The organism is Coprococcus eutactus, assembly GCF_001404675.1.
Taxonomy (GTDB): Bacteria; Bacillota; Clostridia; order Lachnospirales; family Lachnospiraceae; genus Coprococcus; species Coprococcus aceti.
In genome coordinates, this window is sequence record NZ_CYXU01000001.1 from 423307 (window position 1) to 439961 (window position 16655).

Consider the following 16655-nt stretch of genomic DNA (forward strand, 5'->3'; position numbering starts at 1 on the left):
GGAGGATCAGCGGATGAAGTACGCATGGCATGTATTCAAATACATTCTCGTGTTTGTTATAAATCTGTTGATCCTTCTTTTTGTGCATTCATATTTTAATTTCATAGTTATGATACTGATGATAGTTCTGCCGGTCGTGTCAATAGTATGCACCTTTGTGCTTTCAAGGCATTTGACTGTAAAGTTTGGCGGCGGGGAGCAGAACCTTACGGTGGACTCGCCATTTCTCGTATCGGTTGTGCTCGACAACAGCAGCATTATTCCGAATATGAACACAGAGATAGAGATAAGCATGGAGAATGATCTTTTCCATACAAATGGCAGGCATACGCTGTGCATACCTGCATATTCGCGCAGTGCGAATGTGGTGGATTACCAGATAGCCCAGTCGTATGTAGGTGCACTGGAGGTGAAAGCGGACAGAATATGCGTTACTGACTGGCTTGGATTTGTGAGGATAAAGAGCAAATGCAACTCGGTAAAAGAGTACAAGGTTTTCCCTTCCGGAAAGGTTGATGTGAAGGCGGATATGACCGCGGTTTCACAGGGGATGAACGAGGCTGAGGAGAGCCGGAAAAAAGGTCATGATTTCTCCGAGGTTGTGGATGTGAGAGAATACCAGCCGGGGGATAAGCTTCAGAATATACATTGGAAGCTGTCAGCAAAAAAAGACGTGCTGATGGTAAAGGACAGAGAGAGCATGTCGTCAAGCCAGCTCATGATATTGGTAGAGCTTGCCGATGATGAGACACATATATTGAATGATGTACTGAAATCCGCCTACGGCATGGCTGTAAGTTTGTTGGATGAACAACTGCCGTTTACATTCTATTACTGGAGCGGCGCGCAGGGCGATATAGTCAGGACTTCGATAGACAGCAGGGATGATCTCGCTGAATGGATGGAGAAGATCTTTTATGAGCAGGCGTATGCAGATTTTGGCTATGGGTTATCGATGCTTGAGAAGAATCTGGATTCTGACAGAAGGATCATAGTTGTTTCCGGCGATATGAGAGCGGATGGCAATGTAGTGTTTACATATGGAGATCGTGTGAAAGGATACATAATTGGGTAGAATCTTTGGTAAAAAAAAGAAAACTGAAGACAGGAAAGCGGTAGAATTCTGTGAAGGTGTAAGGCTGCTCAACGATCCGGAGATCACAGATGGAGGCAGAGAAGGCGCGGATTACAGAAAAAGAAAGCTGCGCAGAAGAAAATCGGACAGCAGAGGTATTGCTGCAAAATGCCTGCTGGAGATATTTATCATAGGTGGTTCAATGTGCGGCTTTTTGTCGTGTATAGATATGGCGTACGGTGTTCCCGTTATATTTCTGGCGTATGCGCTGCTGGCCATGTACTTCTGTGGTCTGTTCAAATCAGGCAAGGTGTGGGTGAGAGATGTTGGATATGTCATATTTCTTGTCGCTTTTGTCCTGTTCATCATGCTTCTCAGACGTTATATAAACAGTGGATTTTATGCTATCGTAAATGAGTTTCTGGATCATGTGACTGATTATTATGGAGCCCAGGAGGTTAAGGTATTCTCCGAGACTTTGTCCAACAGGATGCTCACTGTTCCTGTGGCAGCCATCGCTATAGGCTGTGTAGAGATAATAATCCTCAACATTTTCCTTAACACGAATATGAGTGTGTTCTGGGCAGTGTGGTTTTCACTTCCTGTGTTTATATTACCATTGTTTTTCAGGCTTGAGCCGGATGTTATTTACATGTTCATGGTATCCACAGGACTTTTGGGAGTTATCTGCCTTAAGGGAAATGGTCACTTCCGTATAACTGACAAGGACAGTACGTTTGAATATGATGAGAAGAAGCGAAGATTCAGTTACAGGCATAGTGACAGGGCGTCTCTGCAGCTTGCGGTCGGTGTGGCGGCTGTATGTATATTGGTGGGAAGTGCGGTTATTCTTGTCAAGCCGCAGCAGACTTATCTGTACAGGTATCGTGATAGCTCGGCGAAGAACAAAATCGAAGGCCCGCTTGGAAACCTCATCATGTATGGATTTGAATCCCTAAGGAATTCGGCGAATACCGGAGGCCTGGCGAATGGAAAACTTGGTGGCGTGTCGGATGTCACACTTGATGGACAGACGGATCTGGTAATCACATTTGCACCATATAGCACAAACAGGATCTATCTGAAAGCGTTCGTTGGTGATGAGTATAGCTGGGATCATTGGGACAGAGATAAGGATGGCGACTATCCGTCACCGGTCAATTCTGAAGGACATGCCAGAGGACGAATGGATATACAGAACATAGATGGCGCCGGAGATCTAAAATATTACCCTTACTACACTGATATAGAAGCCATGAATACTTACAAAGAGGGCGATTCATTGTACAGTGTGGAGTACAGTCCATCCGCTTTGGCTGAGCCGGTTATGTCGTCGGTGGATGACAAGTATCTTGAGATTCCAGAGGAGAATATGGATTCAATACGAAGATTCTGTGAGAGCGCAGGAATCACGGAAAAAGACAGTGTGGATAATGTGCTGCAGAAGGTGTATATATACTTCCTGGAGAATTATCCGTACACACTGCATCCGGGAGCCACGCCGAGGGATGAGGATTATGTCAATTATTTCCTTGATACCACGAAGAAGGGCCTGTGTGCCAATTATGCCACTGCGGGGGCGCTGATCCTGAGATACATGGGGATACCCACAAGATATGTGGAGGGGTATGCCGTGGATTACACCGAGGTCCTTGACGGAACAATGCTCGATGAAGAACAGTTCAGTTACGATGATTATTATTCAGGCTCATCAGAGCTTGGAAGAACGGCTGTTGTTCAGGTGGATGTGGACGATGGCGGAGCTCATGCGTGGATAGAGGCGTTCATACGTGGCAGATGGCAGGTCGTGGAGCTGACACCTCCGTCGAGTGAAGATGAGGATGAGACCCAGGATGATTTCTGGTCCAGATTTGGAAGATGGCTCGTAGGTGATGACAGCGGAGATACCGGAACAGATACGACCGGTACAGCATTTTCACTTGGAAATGCCGTGTGGATAATATATGTTCTGGCGGGATGTATAGCATTTGCAGTGCTCTTGTTTGTGGGGCGTATAGCAGTCAGGAAGATAGTTCGTTTTGTGGGTTATCACAGGAGAGATAAGACTGGAAATGTGATAGCTTACTATAGGTATATGTGTGATTATGCAAGACTTGCGTCGGATGATTTTTCGAAGGCGGGAAATCACAGGCAGCAGCTTGAATATTTCTGTAAGGGCGCAGATCCGGCGGAGACTGAGGACCTTGCGACATATATGGAAGGCATAAGCTATGGCGGCGAGGTGTCCGGGGACGAATATGTACAGCGTATGGGAGAACTTCGGGTGCTGTTCAGGAGATTTAGGAGACAGGTTCCTTTTATGAAGAGGATATACATATTCCGAATGTTGTAGTATAGTTGACAGGTAGCAATGGATAATGGAGGTATAAGAGATGCTTGGAATCATAGGTGCGATGGACGAGGAAGTCGCAAGACTGAAAGAGATGATAGATGGGCTCCAGGTCACAGACAAGTGTGGCATGAGCTTCTACAAAGGACAGATAGAAGGAACGGATGTCGTGGTCGTAAAGTGCGGTGTCGGCAAGGTCAATGCGGCCATGTGTACCCAGTCGCTGATCGACATGTATGGAGTGTCAGCTATCATCAACACCGGAATAGCCGGATCACTGGATGCTGACATAGATATAGGAGACATCGTTCTGGCTACGGATACCGTGGAGCACGATATGGATGTATCCGCCCTTGGATATGAGCCGGGTGTGATCCCTGATACAGAGCTGAGCGTGTTCAAGACCAGCGATGAGCTGCTTAAGATAGCACAGGACTCAGTGGATGCAGCAAATATAGGAGTCAAGGTGTTCACTGGAAGAGTGGTGAGCGGCGATCAGTTTATCTGGAGCAAGGACAAGAAGAAATGGCTTGTGGAGACATTTGGTGGAAGATGTGCAGAGATGGAGGGCGCGGCCATAGGACATGTTGCAGTGCTGAATAAGGTTCCGTATCTTGTTGTCCGGGCCATATCGGACAAGGCTGATGACAGTGCAGAGATGGATTATCCTACATTTGCGGCAAAGGCTATAGAGAACAGTGTAAACATGATGACAGAGATAATAAAGAGATATGAGGTGAAGTAGACATGGATAAGATAGCAAGTTTTCAGATAAATCATCTTCTTCTGAATCCGGGCATTTATGTGTCGAGAAAGGATAAGGCAGGGGATCAGATCCTCACAACATTTGACATAAGGATGACAAAGCCGAATTATGAGCCGGTTATGAACACTGCGGAGGTTCATACCATAGAGCATCTCGGTGCGACATTCTTGAGAAATAATGAAGAGTATAAGGACAGGGTCATATACTTTGGACCTATGGGCTGCAGGACGGGATTTTATCTCATACTCGCAGGCGATTATGAGTCGAAGGATATAGTGGAGCTTATGATATCAATGTTCGAATTCATAAGACATTATCACGATCCGATCCCTGGAGCAAATCCAAGAGAGTGCGGCAATTACCTGGATATGAATCTCGGTATGGCGAACTATCTTGCAGAGAAATTCCTGTCACAGGTTCTGTATGATATAGATGACAGCAGACTTAATTATCCAGAGGGTTAAATTCCAATTTACAAATGGGATCAAAATATACAGACCATGTAAAAAACGGGTGATTTTCAGTGGAAATTCGCTTTGTTGAGGAATGTTTGCCATTCTATTGACAATGAAGCTTGCGTGCTTTTTAATGCACGTAAGCTTTTTTTGTGCACATAAAACAGCTAAACAGATTCATGAAGACGGCTCTTACCGGATACGGTTACGAATGGGCTGAAACTCAAACAGAAAGGAAGAGATTATGAAAAGATTGTATGTATATAAGATTCTGCTGGCTGTTCTTCTGGCCGTATGTGTGGCCGGTGTGGTTTTTTATCATAGGTTCAGTACAAGGTCAAGTGCTGACGAATTGTATGCCGGGGAGAAAAGCAGGCATACTGATGTTATGGCCACCTCAACGGATGGAATTGCGGCTATGGCCGGATATGAGATAAGTTATGAAGATGTGGACTGCATCCTAAGCGGCGATGTGGTGTTTTACAATGAGATGCCATACACGAGGCATTACACGGTGCATAAGGATGGTGTAGAGTACAGGGCATACTGCGGCGATCATAAGAAAAATGAAGTTAAGAGCACGGACAAGGTGGCATTTTCCGTGACAAATAACAGACTGCTTCAGAAAGCGTTTCTGTATGGACCGGGAAGTGAATATGCGTGGTCTGGTTTTAAGGGGGTGTCCGCAGATCACAGACAGCTCATCATGACATTGACTTTGAATTATATAAGACATGGACAGTATTTTGACATTATAGACGAATTCTATAAATACATATCGGAGACAAAGCGAGATGAGATCGTCCTTCAGGGAGATCAGGCAGATATAGAGATAATAGATGATGGAAGCAAAGAGAATTACGGTAATTATGTAAGTCTTAAGGATTATACCGGTTATGTGGACAAGAAGACTGGTGAGAAGAGAAGAAGAACCAGGATAATGAGGTGTAAGGCAGATGCTGAGAATGGAGTGAGGATCTCGGTACCGGCGGATACATGGCTCCATATCAGGAAAAGCGGAGAAAAGGAGTTCACCATCCACAAGACAGGTAAGGTAACTATAATGGGAGGCGACAGATTCTTTTTCAGTGCTGAGAAGGCTTATAAGGGAACGGGCACAGTAAAGTCTGGTAAAGGGATCCCCGGAGTTACAGTGTATACTGTAGATTCCACTCAGGTAGATGATGACCAGCAGTTGTTATTTGGAACGGTAGCTTCAAGCAGTATTTCTATGGATATTGAATGGACGGGAGAGAAGCCTGTTCTTGGAAAGTTCAGTCTGCACAAGACCGACAGAGATTCCGGCGCCGGTGTGGGAGAAGCTCTGTACAATATTGAGATGGAAGTGAAAAACGGCACACAGAGTCTGCGCACTCTGGTGGCTCAGATAGAGACTGATGAGAATGGACATGGTATAGTTGTGATGTCAGAATATGGCGGACTTGGAACCTATGAGATCACAGATATGCCGTTCGGAACATACAGGATATATGAGGAAAGGGCTCCGTACAACTATGAGAGAAACAGTGCTGTGGCACAGCTCGTTATAAACGAAGAAGGAGAATTCCTGTCCGTGGATGGCAAGGAGGTCAGTACATCCACGGAGCTTGAAATAAGCTGGGAGACTTGGGACAAGGTGATCTCAGGCAAGATTGATCTGAGCATATACAAACAGGATGCGGAGACGGGAGATAAATCTCAGGGAGATGCTGTCTTGTCAGGGGCTGAGTTTACAGTCAATTATTACAGGAATTTTTATAATTCCGTGGACGAGCTCCCAGAGAAGCCGGATCAGAGCTGGACGCTTAAGACGGATGACAGCGGTAAGTGCGGCCTTGAGGATGTGGTTTTGCAGACGGGAACAATCACGGTTCAGGAGACAAAAGCCCCAAAAGGGTACACGCTTGTGAATTCAATATTTAAAAGCGCAAAGGATGGCAATATTATAAAGGATAGTTCAGATGGAATATATCTGGACAGAATAGAACAGGATGGCGACACTGTTCGTCTGGTAAATGGCTACGAGCTTGTGGTCGGGAACCATGTCGTAAGAGGTGACTTCAAATTCAAAAAAGTGGATGCCGAGGATGGGACAGCGATCGCAAATGTGAGATTCTTCGTCGAGAACTCCGATGGCACCCAGTCTGCGGAGATAACAACTGATGCCAATGGCGAATACTCCAGTTCTGCGGATGATATCTGGTTTGGGGATGGAAAGCCGGACAAGACCAAAGGGTCACTGCCGTACGGAGAGTACACATTGACAGAGCTTCGTTGTGATGCAAATAAGGGAAAGTATAAGAGCATTGCTCCGATAAAATTCAAAATAGATTCAGATGAGTGCGTGCTTGATCTTGGGGACATAGTTGATGAGAGGATGCCGGAGATAGAATCTGTAGCGAAGAACAGTGAAGACGGATCGAAGTTCATTGATCCGGATGCGGAAACTGTAGATATCACGGACACGGTGAGTATGAAAGGGCTGGATATCGGGCACAGATACAAACTGAGCGGAAGCGTTGTCTCACAGGAGTCGGGCAGACCGCTTGGGGCAGATGGATCAACGTCAGAGAAATGTTTTACCGCAGATGCAGAGGAGATGACGGTGGATGTGAATTTCAGGTTTTCGACTGACAGCATAAGTGGTTCGGCTCTTGTCTGCTATGAGGTGCTTACGGATGAGGATTATGAGGGAGAGGTCGTAGCTTCACATGAGGATGTGAACCTTGCTTCACAGACAGTTTATACAAAAGAAAAAGAGAAGATCAGAGGGAGCATAAGTGTCCACAAGACGGATGATATTCTGGAGACACCTCTTGCGGATGCGGAGTTCACATTGTACAGGGCATCTGATCATGAAAAGCTCATGACAAAAAAGACTGACAAAGCCGGCAGTGTAGAATTCACCGGACTCGAGCCGGGAGAGTATTATATAAAGGAGACCAGAACTCCCAAGGGTTATATTGCCGACCCGGGGGTAAATTCCATACCGGTGAGCGTGCCGGAGAGTGCAGATGAGCCACCGGTGATAAATGTCAAAAATCACTATGGCATGGTGCATATACTCAAGACGGATCAGGAGGATGGCAGTCCGCTTGCCGGGGCTGTGTTTGGCATATATGATGACCGGGGGGCTCTGATCGCAAAAGCTGAATCGGAAGAAAATGGACAGGCTGTATTTTACGGACTTGCCAGAGGCACGTATAGCATAGAGGAGTTAGCTGCCCCGGAGGGTTACGAAAAAACAGACAAAAAAATTCAGATAGACACATCAAAAAGTGAATATACCATGGATGATCCGGTGATCATAACAAATCAGAAAATAAAAGAACATCCATCACCCGACACACCAAACACTCCTGATACGCCGGACACCGGAGATCGGGATCCTGTTTCGAAGGTCATACTGCTTATGTGCTTTGCCGTAGTTTCGGTTGCGGGAATCGTATTTTACAGGAAAAAATTTACCGGAGAATCAAAATGACAGTAATAATAACATGGGACAATGTGGTTGACCTTTAGATTTATAAGTGATAACATACAAAATGGACTTGTATAAATAATAAATATCACGTGAGGTGCGAAAGATGAGTAAAAGTTTTGATGATTTATTGGCAAAGGTTTCACAGTGCAGCAGAAAGACAGTTTCAGTTGCAGTAGCACAGGATGCGCCTATTCTTGAGGCTGTAAAGGCAGCAAAGGAGAAGGGAATCGCAGATGCTATACTTGTGGGTGACGAGGCAAAGATCAGAGAGGTCGCAGATCAGATCGGTATGGATCTTACAGGTTATGAGATCGTAAATGAGCCAGATGATATAGAGGCTTCACTTAAGGCAGTGAAACTTGTTCATGATCATAAGGCTGACATGTATATGAAGGGACTTCTCTCAACAAAGGATTTCCTGAAGAGTGTCCTCAACAAAGAGGTTGGTCTCAGAAATGGTAAGCCACTTTCACATGTATGTGTATTTGAGATCCCTGGTATTGACAGACTCCTGTACCTTACAGATGTTGCGTTCATGACTTATCCTTCACTTGAGGAGAAGAAGTCGATCATAGAGAACTCTGTAGAGGTTGCTCATGCGTGCGGAATACCTTGTCCAAAGGTTGCTCCACTTGCAGCAGTAGAGGTTGTAAATCCTAAGATGCCTGTAACAGTAGAGGCTGCTGAGCTCACAAAGATGAACGAGAACGGTGAGATCACAGGCTGTATCGTTGACGGACCTCTTTCAATGGATCTTGCGATCGAGCCAGAGGCAGCTATCCATAAGGGAGCTACAGACAGAAAGATCGTTGGAGATGCCGATATCCTTCTGTTCCCAGACATACATGCAGGTAACCTTGTATACAAGACACTTGTTCATACAACAAAGTGTAAGAACGGATGTATCATAACAGGTACAGATGCTCCTGTAATCCTTACATCAAGATCAGATACATTTGAGGTTAAGCTCAACTCAATAGCACTTGCAGCAGTTGTTGCAGAGTCACTTAAGGCAAACAAATAAGCCATACATAAAAAACATTTGGAGGTTTAAAAAATGTCATATAAGATTCTTATAATAAACCCAGGTTCAACATCGACAAAGATCGGTGTGTTCGAGGACGAGACACTTCTGTTTGAGGAGACACTCAGACATACAACAGAGGAGCTTGCAGGCTTCAATATGATAGTAGATCAGAAGGACTTCAGAAAGAAGGTTATTCTTGATGTCCTTGCTGAGAAGAACTTTGACATCAAGACACTTGATGTATGTGTAGGACGTGGCGGAATGCTCAAGCCAATCCCAGGCGGTACATACGCAGTAAGCGATGACCTTCTTGAGGATCTTAAGATCGGTAAGCAGGGCCAGCATGCATCAAACCTTGGTGGTATCCTCGCAAGAGAGATCGGTGATGAGCTCGGAGTTCCTTCATACATCGTAGATCCAGTCGTTGTTGATGAGCTTATGCCATCATCAAGACTTTCAGGAGTACCTGAGCTTCCAAGAATAAGCGTGTTCCATGCACTCAACCAGAAGGCAGTAGCCAAGAGATATGCAAAGGAAGTTGGCAAGAAGTACACAGACCTGAACCTCATCGTAGTACATATGGGTGGCGGTGTATCAGTTGGTGCCCATGATCACGGTAAGGTAGTAGATGTATACAACGCACTTGACGGTGACGGTGCATTCTCACCAGAGAGAGCAGGTGGCGTTCCTTCAGGAGCACTTGTAAAGATGTGCTTCTCAGGCAAGTATACACAGGCTGAGGTTATGAAGAAGCTCGTTGGAAAGGGCGGCTTCAACGCTTACATCGGAAGCAACGATGCAAGAGATCTTGAGAAACTTGTCAATGAGGGCGATGAGCATGCAAAGCTTGTTCAGGATGCATTCTATCAGCAGGTTGCCAAGGATATAGGTGGTATGGCAACAGTTCTCAGAGGAAAGGTTGATCAGATCATCCTCACAGGTGGAATCGCATATTCAAAGCACACATGCGAAGAGCTTGAGAAGAGAGCAGGATTTATTGCTCCATTTACAGTATATGCAGGAGAGGATGAGCTCCTTGCACTTGCTCAGGGCGCACTCAGAGTCATGAATGGCGAAGAGGAGCCAATGAAGTATTAAGAGAAAAGTGATTTTCAGATAAAAAGTGCATGGCACATAACAGAAATTGCCATTATAACATAAGCCATATTGTTAATAATACTAACAAGACGAAAGTCTTAAATAATTATTTCAATATGGAGGTACAGGGTTATGGCAAGTTCAAACTCTAACAAGACAAGTGTTCCAGAGGCAAAGAGTGCTATGAACAAGTTCAAGATGGAGGTAGCCAAGGAGATCGGTGTTGATCTTAAGGATGGCTACAATGGAGATTTAACATCAGCTCAGTCAGGTTCAATCGGTGGCGAGATGGTTCGTCAGATGATCAAGAGACAGGAAGAGCAGATGTCAGGAAGATAAGCCTGGCTTATAATCTCCGTTAGATCTACGAACAAAAAGAAGACCTGGTGTATGATCCATACATCAGGTCTTTTGTGTCGTGAAAACTTTCTATTATAATAATAGTATAATGGACTGGACAATCATTTGCACATTATGATATAATCGATGATTGATGTGGACTTTGTCCACACATATAAACAAGAAAAAGATAAATGGATGCTATCTGAGTGCCTTAATTGTAGGGCTTAAGGCACCATTTGCACATTTCAAGGAGGAAATAAAAAGATGAGTTTCACAGTAGAAAAGCTTGAGCACAGCATGGCAAAGCTTACAATCACAGTACCTGCAGCAGATTTTGACAAGGCAATGACAGCAGCTTACAACAAGACAAAGAACAGATTTAATGTTCCAGGCTTCCGTAAGGGCAAGGTGCCAATGGCATTCATCGAGAAGATGTATGGCCCGGAAGTATTCTATGAGGATGCTGCAAATGCAATGATCAACGAGTATTATCCAAAAGAGGCTGTAGCTTCAGAGCTTGAGATCGCATCACAGCCAGTTATTGACGTAATAGAGATGGGCAAGGGCAAGGATTTCGTATTCACAGCAGAGGTTGCTGTAAAGCCTGAGGTTACACTTGGCGATTACAAGGGAATCGAAGTTGAGAAGATCGACGTTGAAGTAACAGATGATGAGGTTCTTGAGGACATCAAGAAGGAGCAGCTTCAGAACGCAAGAAAGGTACTCGTAGAGGGAAGAGCAGCACAGCTTGACGACGAGGTTACTCTTGACTTCGAGGGTTTTGTTGATGGTGTTCCATTTGATGGTGGAAAGGGTGAGAACTACAAGCTCGTTCTTGGCTCACATTCATTCATCGATACATTTGAGGATCAGCTTGTTGGTAAGAACATCGGAGAGGATGTTGAGGTTAACGTAACATTCCCAGAGGATTACCAGGCTGAGGAGCTTGCAGGAAAGCCGGCAGTATTCAAGTGCAAGATCAACTCTATCACAGAGTCACAGCTTCCAGAGCTCAATGATGAGTTCGCAAGCGAGGTAGGCGGATGCGATACACTTGACCAGTACAAGGAAGAGGTAAAGCAGAAGATACTTGCAAAGAAGAACAGAGACGCTGCAAACGAGAAGGAAGCAAAGGTTCTTGACAAGGTTATCGAGAACGCAACTATGGATATTGCAGATGCACAGGTTGAGGATATGCAGAAGAGAATGAAGGATGAGTTCGCTCAGACACTTCAGTATCAGGGAATCAGCCTTGAGCAGTATATGCAGATCGTAAACGTTACAGAGGAGTCTCTCATGGAGAGAATCAAGCCGGACGCACTCAAGAGAATCCAGCAGAGAGCAGTTCTTGAGGCTGTAGTAAAGGCTGAGAACATTGAGGCTACTGACGAGGAAGTTGACGAGGAGCTTTCAAAGATGGCAGCTCAGTACCAGATGAAGCTTGAGGATATCAAGGGATTCATGGGCGACGCAGAGAAGGACAGCATCAAGAAGGATGTAGCAGTTAAGAAGGCTGCAAAGCTTCTTGTAGATGAGTCAAAGGAAGTTTAATATTTTAACAGACAGATTGGCTTGATATGTATTGGAGGTAGATAACATGGCATTGGTACCATACGTTGTAGAACAGACTAGCCGCGGAGAGCGAACATACGATATTTATTCTAGATTGCTGAAAGACAGAATCATCTTTCTTGGAGATGAGGTAAATGATGCAACTGCAAGCCTTGTTATAGCACAGTTGTTATTCCTTGAGTCAGAGGATCCTTCAAAGGATATCTCGTTATATATCAACAGCCCGGGTGGATCAGTTACAGCCGGAATGGGAATATATGACACAATGAGATATATCAAGTGTGATGTTTCAACAATATGCTGTGGAATGGCAGCGAGCATGGGAGCATTCCTTCTTGCAGGAGGAACAAAGGGCAAGAGATATGCGCTTCCAAACTCGGAGATCATGATACATCAGCCACTTGGTGGAACTCAGGGGCAGGCAACAGAGATAGAGATCGCAGCCAGACATATATTAAAGACAAAAGAGAAACTCAACAAAATGCTGAGTGAGAATACAGGAAAACCACTTGATGTTATCGCGGCAGATACAGATCGTGATAACTGGATGACTGCTGAGGAGGCTTGTGCATACGGCCTTATCGACAGCGTTATAACAAACAGATAATACAGATAGAGATATCTGATATGTAGAAGATGTATCAGTTGGTTGGAGCCAGCCTGCAGAACCGGCGGTGTATTCGCAGATTCTGGAAAAGACTGGCTCCAGACAATTATAAATAGTGAATAATCGAGGTATTGTAATGGCAGATCGTAGTGACGAGAGAAAACAGCTCAGATGTTCTTTCTGTAATAAGACACAGGATCAGGTTAGAAAACTCATAGCCGGACCTGGGGCTTACATATGTGATGAATGCGTAGAGATATGCTCAGAGATAATAGAAGAAGAACTGGTTGACGCAGGACTTGATTCAGATGGTGATATCAATCTGTTAAAGCCAAAGGAAATAAAAGAATTTCTTGATGAGTATGTAATAGGTCAGGAAGAGGCAAAAAAGGTACTGGCGGTTGCCGTGTACAACCATTATAAGAGAATACTTGCGCAGAAGGATTTTGAGGTTGAATTACAGAAGAGTAATATCCTCATGGTTGGCCCAACGGGATCAGGTAAGACATATCTTGCCCAGACCCTTGCAAAATTGTTAAACGTTCCTTTTGCAATAGCAGATGCTACAACTCTCACAGAGGCTGGATATGTAGGAGAGGATGTTGAGAACATTCTCCTGAAGCTTATACAGGCCGCTGATTATGACATAGAGAGAGCTGAGCATGGAATAATCTATATTGATGAGATAGACAAGATCACAAAGAAGAGCGAGAACGTATCCATAACCAGAGACGTGTCGGGTGAGGGCGTTCAGCAGGCTTTGTTAAAGATAATAGAGGGCACTGTGGCTTCAGTTCCACCTCAGGGTGGAAGAAAGCATCCGCATCAGGAGCTTATCCAGATCGATACGACCAACATATTATTCATATGTGGTGGTGCGTTCGAGGGACTGGAGAAGATCATAGAGAACAGAGTTGGCCAGAAATCAATTGGCTTTAATGCAGAGGTTATAGAGCAGTCAGAGCAGGACGTTGGACAGCTCCTCAAGCAGGTTATGCCACATGACTTTGTAAAGTATGGACTTATCCCTGAATTTGTGGGAAGAGTTCCTGTTGCAGTGACTCTGGATCTTCTGGATGAGGATGCACTTGTGAGAATACTGACAGAGCCAAAGAGTGCAATATGCAAGCAGTATAAGAAGCTTTTTGAGCTTGATGGAGTTCAGCTTGAGATAGAGGATGATGCACTCAGAGAGATAGCAAAGGAAGCTATGGAGCGTAAGACCGGAGCTAGAGGACTTCGAGCTATCATGGAGAATGCTACACTTAATCTTATGTACGAGATCCCTTCAGATCCAACTATAGAGAAGTGTGTTATTACCAAGGGTGTCATAACAGGCGATGAAGAACCTGTACTGACTTACAGAGATCCATCAGAGGATACAGACCTTCCTAAGAAAAAGGTAAGGAAGAAAAAGGCAAATACAGATAACGGCGAGAGTGCATAGTCATTATTGCCGAAATGAGACGTTACAACGCTGACATACATTTGCGCCCTTATAAGCCTTTAAATGTGCAGTGTTGATAACGTCTTATTTTTTAATGATATATACGGAGATAACAGGTATGAATGAGAAAATGTTAGAGATGACAATGATTAGTCTTGACGATGGCGTGGTTATGCCGGAATTGTCCTTCTATCTTGATGCGACAACGCGTGAAGCCTGCGAGGCGGTGGGACATGCAGTCAAGAATGAGGAATGTATATTTCTGGCAAATCCTGTTCATAAGAACGGCGATAAGACAGTTTCGTTTTATGAGATAGGTGTCATAGCCAGGATAAAGCAGTTTGTCAGACTTCAGAACAAGGGCATGAGAGTTCTCATACAGACTGAGAAGAGAGCGCGCCTTGTGGATTACAGCAAGGATAAATATTATGTGTGCCACGTGACAGATGTGGAGGAGACTAACGACATCAGCGAGGATGAGGAGAAGGCTATACAGAGCATACTCAAGGAAAAGCTTAAGGAAGCATTTGACGAGGGTATAGTGAAGAACAACGTTCTGTACAGGGAGATACGTTCATTCAAGTCTGTCAGAAAGCTGGTTGACAGCATGGCCGACTATGTGAATATATCTGATGACAACAGGCAGGAGCTTCTGGAGATGTTAGATGTCAGAAGCCGCGCTATGAGGTTGATACAGATAATGGAGGAAGTTCTCGGAATCGGCAAGATCAAGAAAGAGATCATGGAAAAGGTCAATCAGGAGACCGCTGAGAATCAAAGAAAGTATGTGCTCAGAGAGCAGATGTCCGTTATCCGTAAGGAGCTTGGTGACGACGGCGTAGATGCAAATGTCAGAGAATTCCAGAAGAGACTCGATGAGGCGGGCTGCAGCCAGGAAGTATACGATAAGATAGAAAAAGAGATAAATTACTATAAGGGCATACCTCAGAATGCAGTGGAGAGCAGTGTGTCGGCAAACTATATCGATGTGATGCTCAGCTATCCGTGGAATGTGTCAACGGAAGATAATAATGATCTGCAGTCAGCCATAGACATACTTGACAAAGATCACTATGGCCTTGAGGAGGTCAAAGAGAGGATCATTGATTATATTGCTGTTCATATATTGAGCAATAAGGGGAACCTTCCGATCATTTGTCTTGTGGGATCTCCGGGAACAGGAAAGACATCCATAGCAAGGTCGATAGCCCGTGCAACATCGAGGAAATATGTCCGCTTATCACTGGGCGGAGTCCACGATGAGGCGGAGATCCGAGGTCACAGGAAAACATATGTGGGAGCTATGCCTGGAAAGATTGTACAATCCATGATAAAGGCAAAGACGAACAACCCGCTCATGCTTCTCGATGAGATAGACAAGGTGAGCAGTGATTACAAGGGAGACGTGTCATCGGCACTTCTCGAGGTGCTTGATGGTGAGCAGAACAAAGAGTTCAATGATCACTATTTTGGAGTACCGGTGGATCTGAGCAATGTACTGTTCATAGCAACGGCGAACGACCTCTCCGGTATACCGGGGCCGCTCCTCGACAGAATGGAAGTTATAAATATATCGGGATACACGGAGAATGAGAAGTATCATATAGCAAAGCTGTACCTTGTGGAGAAGACCCGTGAGAAGAACGGACTGACAAAATCTCAGTTCAAGATAGATGCCGGTGCCATAAGGGAGATCATAAGCCACTACACGAGAGAGGCGGGAGTCAGAAGTCTTGAGAGAAATATAGACAAGGTGTGTCGGAAGGCCTGCCGCAAGATACTCACCGGTGAGATGGATGTGGTCAAAGTCACAAAGAAGAATATCCAGGATTTTCTTGGCCCATACAAATATAAAGATGAGAATGGAAATCTGAAGAATAAAATTGGCGCTGTCAGAGGCCTTGCTTGGACGGCGGTTGGCGGTGTCACTCTGGAGATAGAGGTCAATGTGCTTCCGGGGACAGGAACTCTTCAGCTCACAGGTAAGATGGGCGATGTTATGAAGGAATCCGCTTATGCGGGAATGAGTTATATCAGATCCCTCAAGGAATCACTGGCGCTTGGAGACGATTACTTTGCAAAGCACGATTTCCATATCCATATACCGGAGGGGGCAGTTCCAAAGGATGGTCCGTCTGCCGGAATAACCATGGCGACAGCGTTGTATTCAGCCATATTTAACGTGCCGGTTAATGGCAGAATAGCTATGACAGGAGAGATAACTCTCAGAGGAGAGGTGCTTCCTATTGGAGGCCTGAAGGAGAAGCTCCTTGCAGCCAAGATGATCGGTGTTAAAGATATACTGATACCGTCGAAAAATGAGAGCGATTATCTGGAGCTGGATGAAGAGATAACATCGGGAGTCAATATTCATTTAGTGGAAGACATGAGGCAGGTGCTTGACCTTGCCCTTGTCAGATAAGGAGAAGTAT

At 44.9% G+C, this 16655-nt stretch carries 12 protein-coding genes; all 12 read left to right on the top strand.

Annotation, left to right across the window (positions count from 1 at the left end):
- Positions 1-13 precede the first annotated feature (13 nt).
- Positions 14-1075, top strand: coding sequence for a DUF58 domain-containing protein (locus tag ARA78_RS01855; protein WP_055279905.1), 1062 nt, complete (start codon positions 14-16; stop codon positions 1073-1075).
- The gene (locus tag ARA78_RS01860; RefSeq protein ID WP_055279906.1) at positions 1068-3428 is read left to right on the top strand and encodes a transglutaminase-like domain-containing protein; all 2361 of its coding nucleotides are present in this window, start codon (positions 1068-1070) and stop codon (positions 3426-3428) included. The genes ARA78_RS01855 and ARA78_RS01860 overlap by 8 nt, the downstream gene beginning before the upstream one ends.
- Before the next feature lie 40 nt (positions 3429-3468).
- Positions 3469-4170, top strand: coding sequence for a 5'-methylthioadenosine/adenosylhomocysteine nucleosidase (locus ARA78_RS01865; RefSeq protein WP_022216034.1), 702 nt, complete (start codon positions 3469-3471; stop codon positions 4168-4170).
- A 2-nt stretch (positions 4171-4172) separates the two neighbouring features.
- Positions 4173-4655 (top strand): S-ribosylhomocysteine lyase, encoded by a 483-nt coding sequence (locus ARA78_RS01870; RefSeq protein ID WP_015534167.1) that lies wholly within the window; start codon positions 4173-4175, stop codon positions 4653-4655.
- A 235-nt stretch (positions 4656-4890) separates the two neighbouring features.
- Complete coding sequence (locus tag ARA78_RS01875; protein ID WP_055279907.1) at positions 4891-8130, top strand: SpaA isopeptide-forming pilin-related protein; 3240 nt, start codon at positions 4891-4893, stop codon at positions 8128-8130.
- 103 nt (positions 8131-8233) lie between these two features.
- Positions 8234-9154, top strand: a complete 921-nt coding sequence (ptb, locus tag ARA78_RS01880) for a phosphate butyryltransferase (protein ID WP_022216032.1) — start codon at positions 8234-8236, stop codon at positions 9152-9154.
- A 33-nt stretch (positions 9155-9187) separates the two neighbouring features.
- On the top strand, positions 9188-10255 hold the full coding sequence (buk, locus tag ARA78_RS01885; RefSeq protein ID WP_055279908.1) for a butyrate kinase: 1068 nt from the start codon (positions 9188-9190) through the stop codon (positions 10253-10255).
- Between the two features lie 132 nt (positions 10256-10387).
- Positions 10388-10594, top strand: a complete 207-nt coding sequence (locus ARA78_RS01890; protein ID WP_015534165.1) for an alpha/beta-type small acid-soluble spore protein — start codon at positions 10388-10390, stop codon at positions 10592-10594.
- Between the two features lie 267 nt (positions 10595-10861).
- Entirely contained in the window at positions 10862-12148 is a 1287-nt protein-coding gene (tig, locus tag ARA78_RS01895; RefSeq protein WP_015534164.1) for a trigger factor, read from the top strand.
- Between the two features lie 46 nt (positions 12149-12194).
- Entirely contained in the window at positions 12195-12776 is a 582-nt protein-coding gene (clpP, locus tag ARA78_RS01900; protein ID WP_015534163.1) for an ATP-dependent Clp endopeptidase proteolytic subunit ClpP, read from the top strand.
- 136 nt (positions 12777-12912) lie between these two features.
- Complete coding sequence (gene clpX, locus ARA78_RS01905) at positions 12913-14223, top strand: ATP-dependent Clp protease ATP-binding subunit ClpX (RefSeq protein WP_022216030.1); 1311 nt, start codon at positions 12913-12915, stop codon at positions 14221-14223.
- Between the two features lie 118 nt (positions 14224-14341).
- Entirely contained in the window at positions 14342-16645 is a 2304-nt protein-coding gene (lon, locus tag ARA78_RS01910) for an endopeptidase La (RefSeq protein WP_055279909.1), read from the top strand.
- Positions 16646-16655: the final 10 nt, after the last annotated feature.

Coding starts and splice junctions, on each gene's coding strand:
- clpP (WP_015534163.1), top strand. CDS start 12,195: ATGGCATTGGTACCATACGTTGTAGAACAGACTAGCCGCGGAGAGCGA.
- ARA78_RS01875 (WP_055279907.1), top strand. CDS start 4,891: ATGAAAAGATTGTATGTATATAAGATTCTGCTGGCTGTTCTTCTGGCC.
- clpX (WP_022216030.1), top strand. CDS start 12,913: ATGGCAGATCGTAGTGACGAGAGAAAACAGCTCAGATGTTCTTTCTGT.
- tig (WP_015534164.1), top strand. CDS start 10,862: ATGAGTTTCACAGTAGAAAAGCTTGAGCACAGCATGGCAAAGCTTACA.
- ptb (WP_022216032.1), top strand. CDS start 8,234: ATGAGTAAAAGTTTTGATGATTTATTGGCAAAGGTTTCACAGTGCAGC.
- lon (WP_055279909.1), top strand. CDS start 14,342: ATGAATGAGAAAATGTTAGAGATGACAATGATTAGTCTTGACGATGGC.
- ARA78_RS01870 (WP_015534167.1), top strand. CDS start 4,173: ATGGATAAGATAGCAAGTTTTCAGATAAATCATCTTCTTCTGAATCCG.
- ARA78_RS01865 (WP_022216034.1), top strand. CDS start 3,469: ATGCTTGGAATCATAGGTGCGATGGACGAGGAAGTCGCAAGACTGAAA.
- ARA78_RS01890 (WP_015534165.1), top strand. CDS start 10,388: ATGGCAAGTTCAAACTCTAACAAGACAAGTGTTCCAGAGGCAAAGAGT.
- ARA78_RS01855 (WP_055279905.1), top strand. CDS start 14: ATGAAGTACGCATGGCATGTATTCAAATACATTCTCGTGTTTGTTATA.
- buk (WP_055279908.1), top strand. CDS start 9,188: ATGTCATATAAGATTCTTATAATAAACCCAGGTTCAACATCGACAAAG.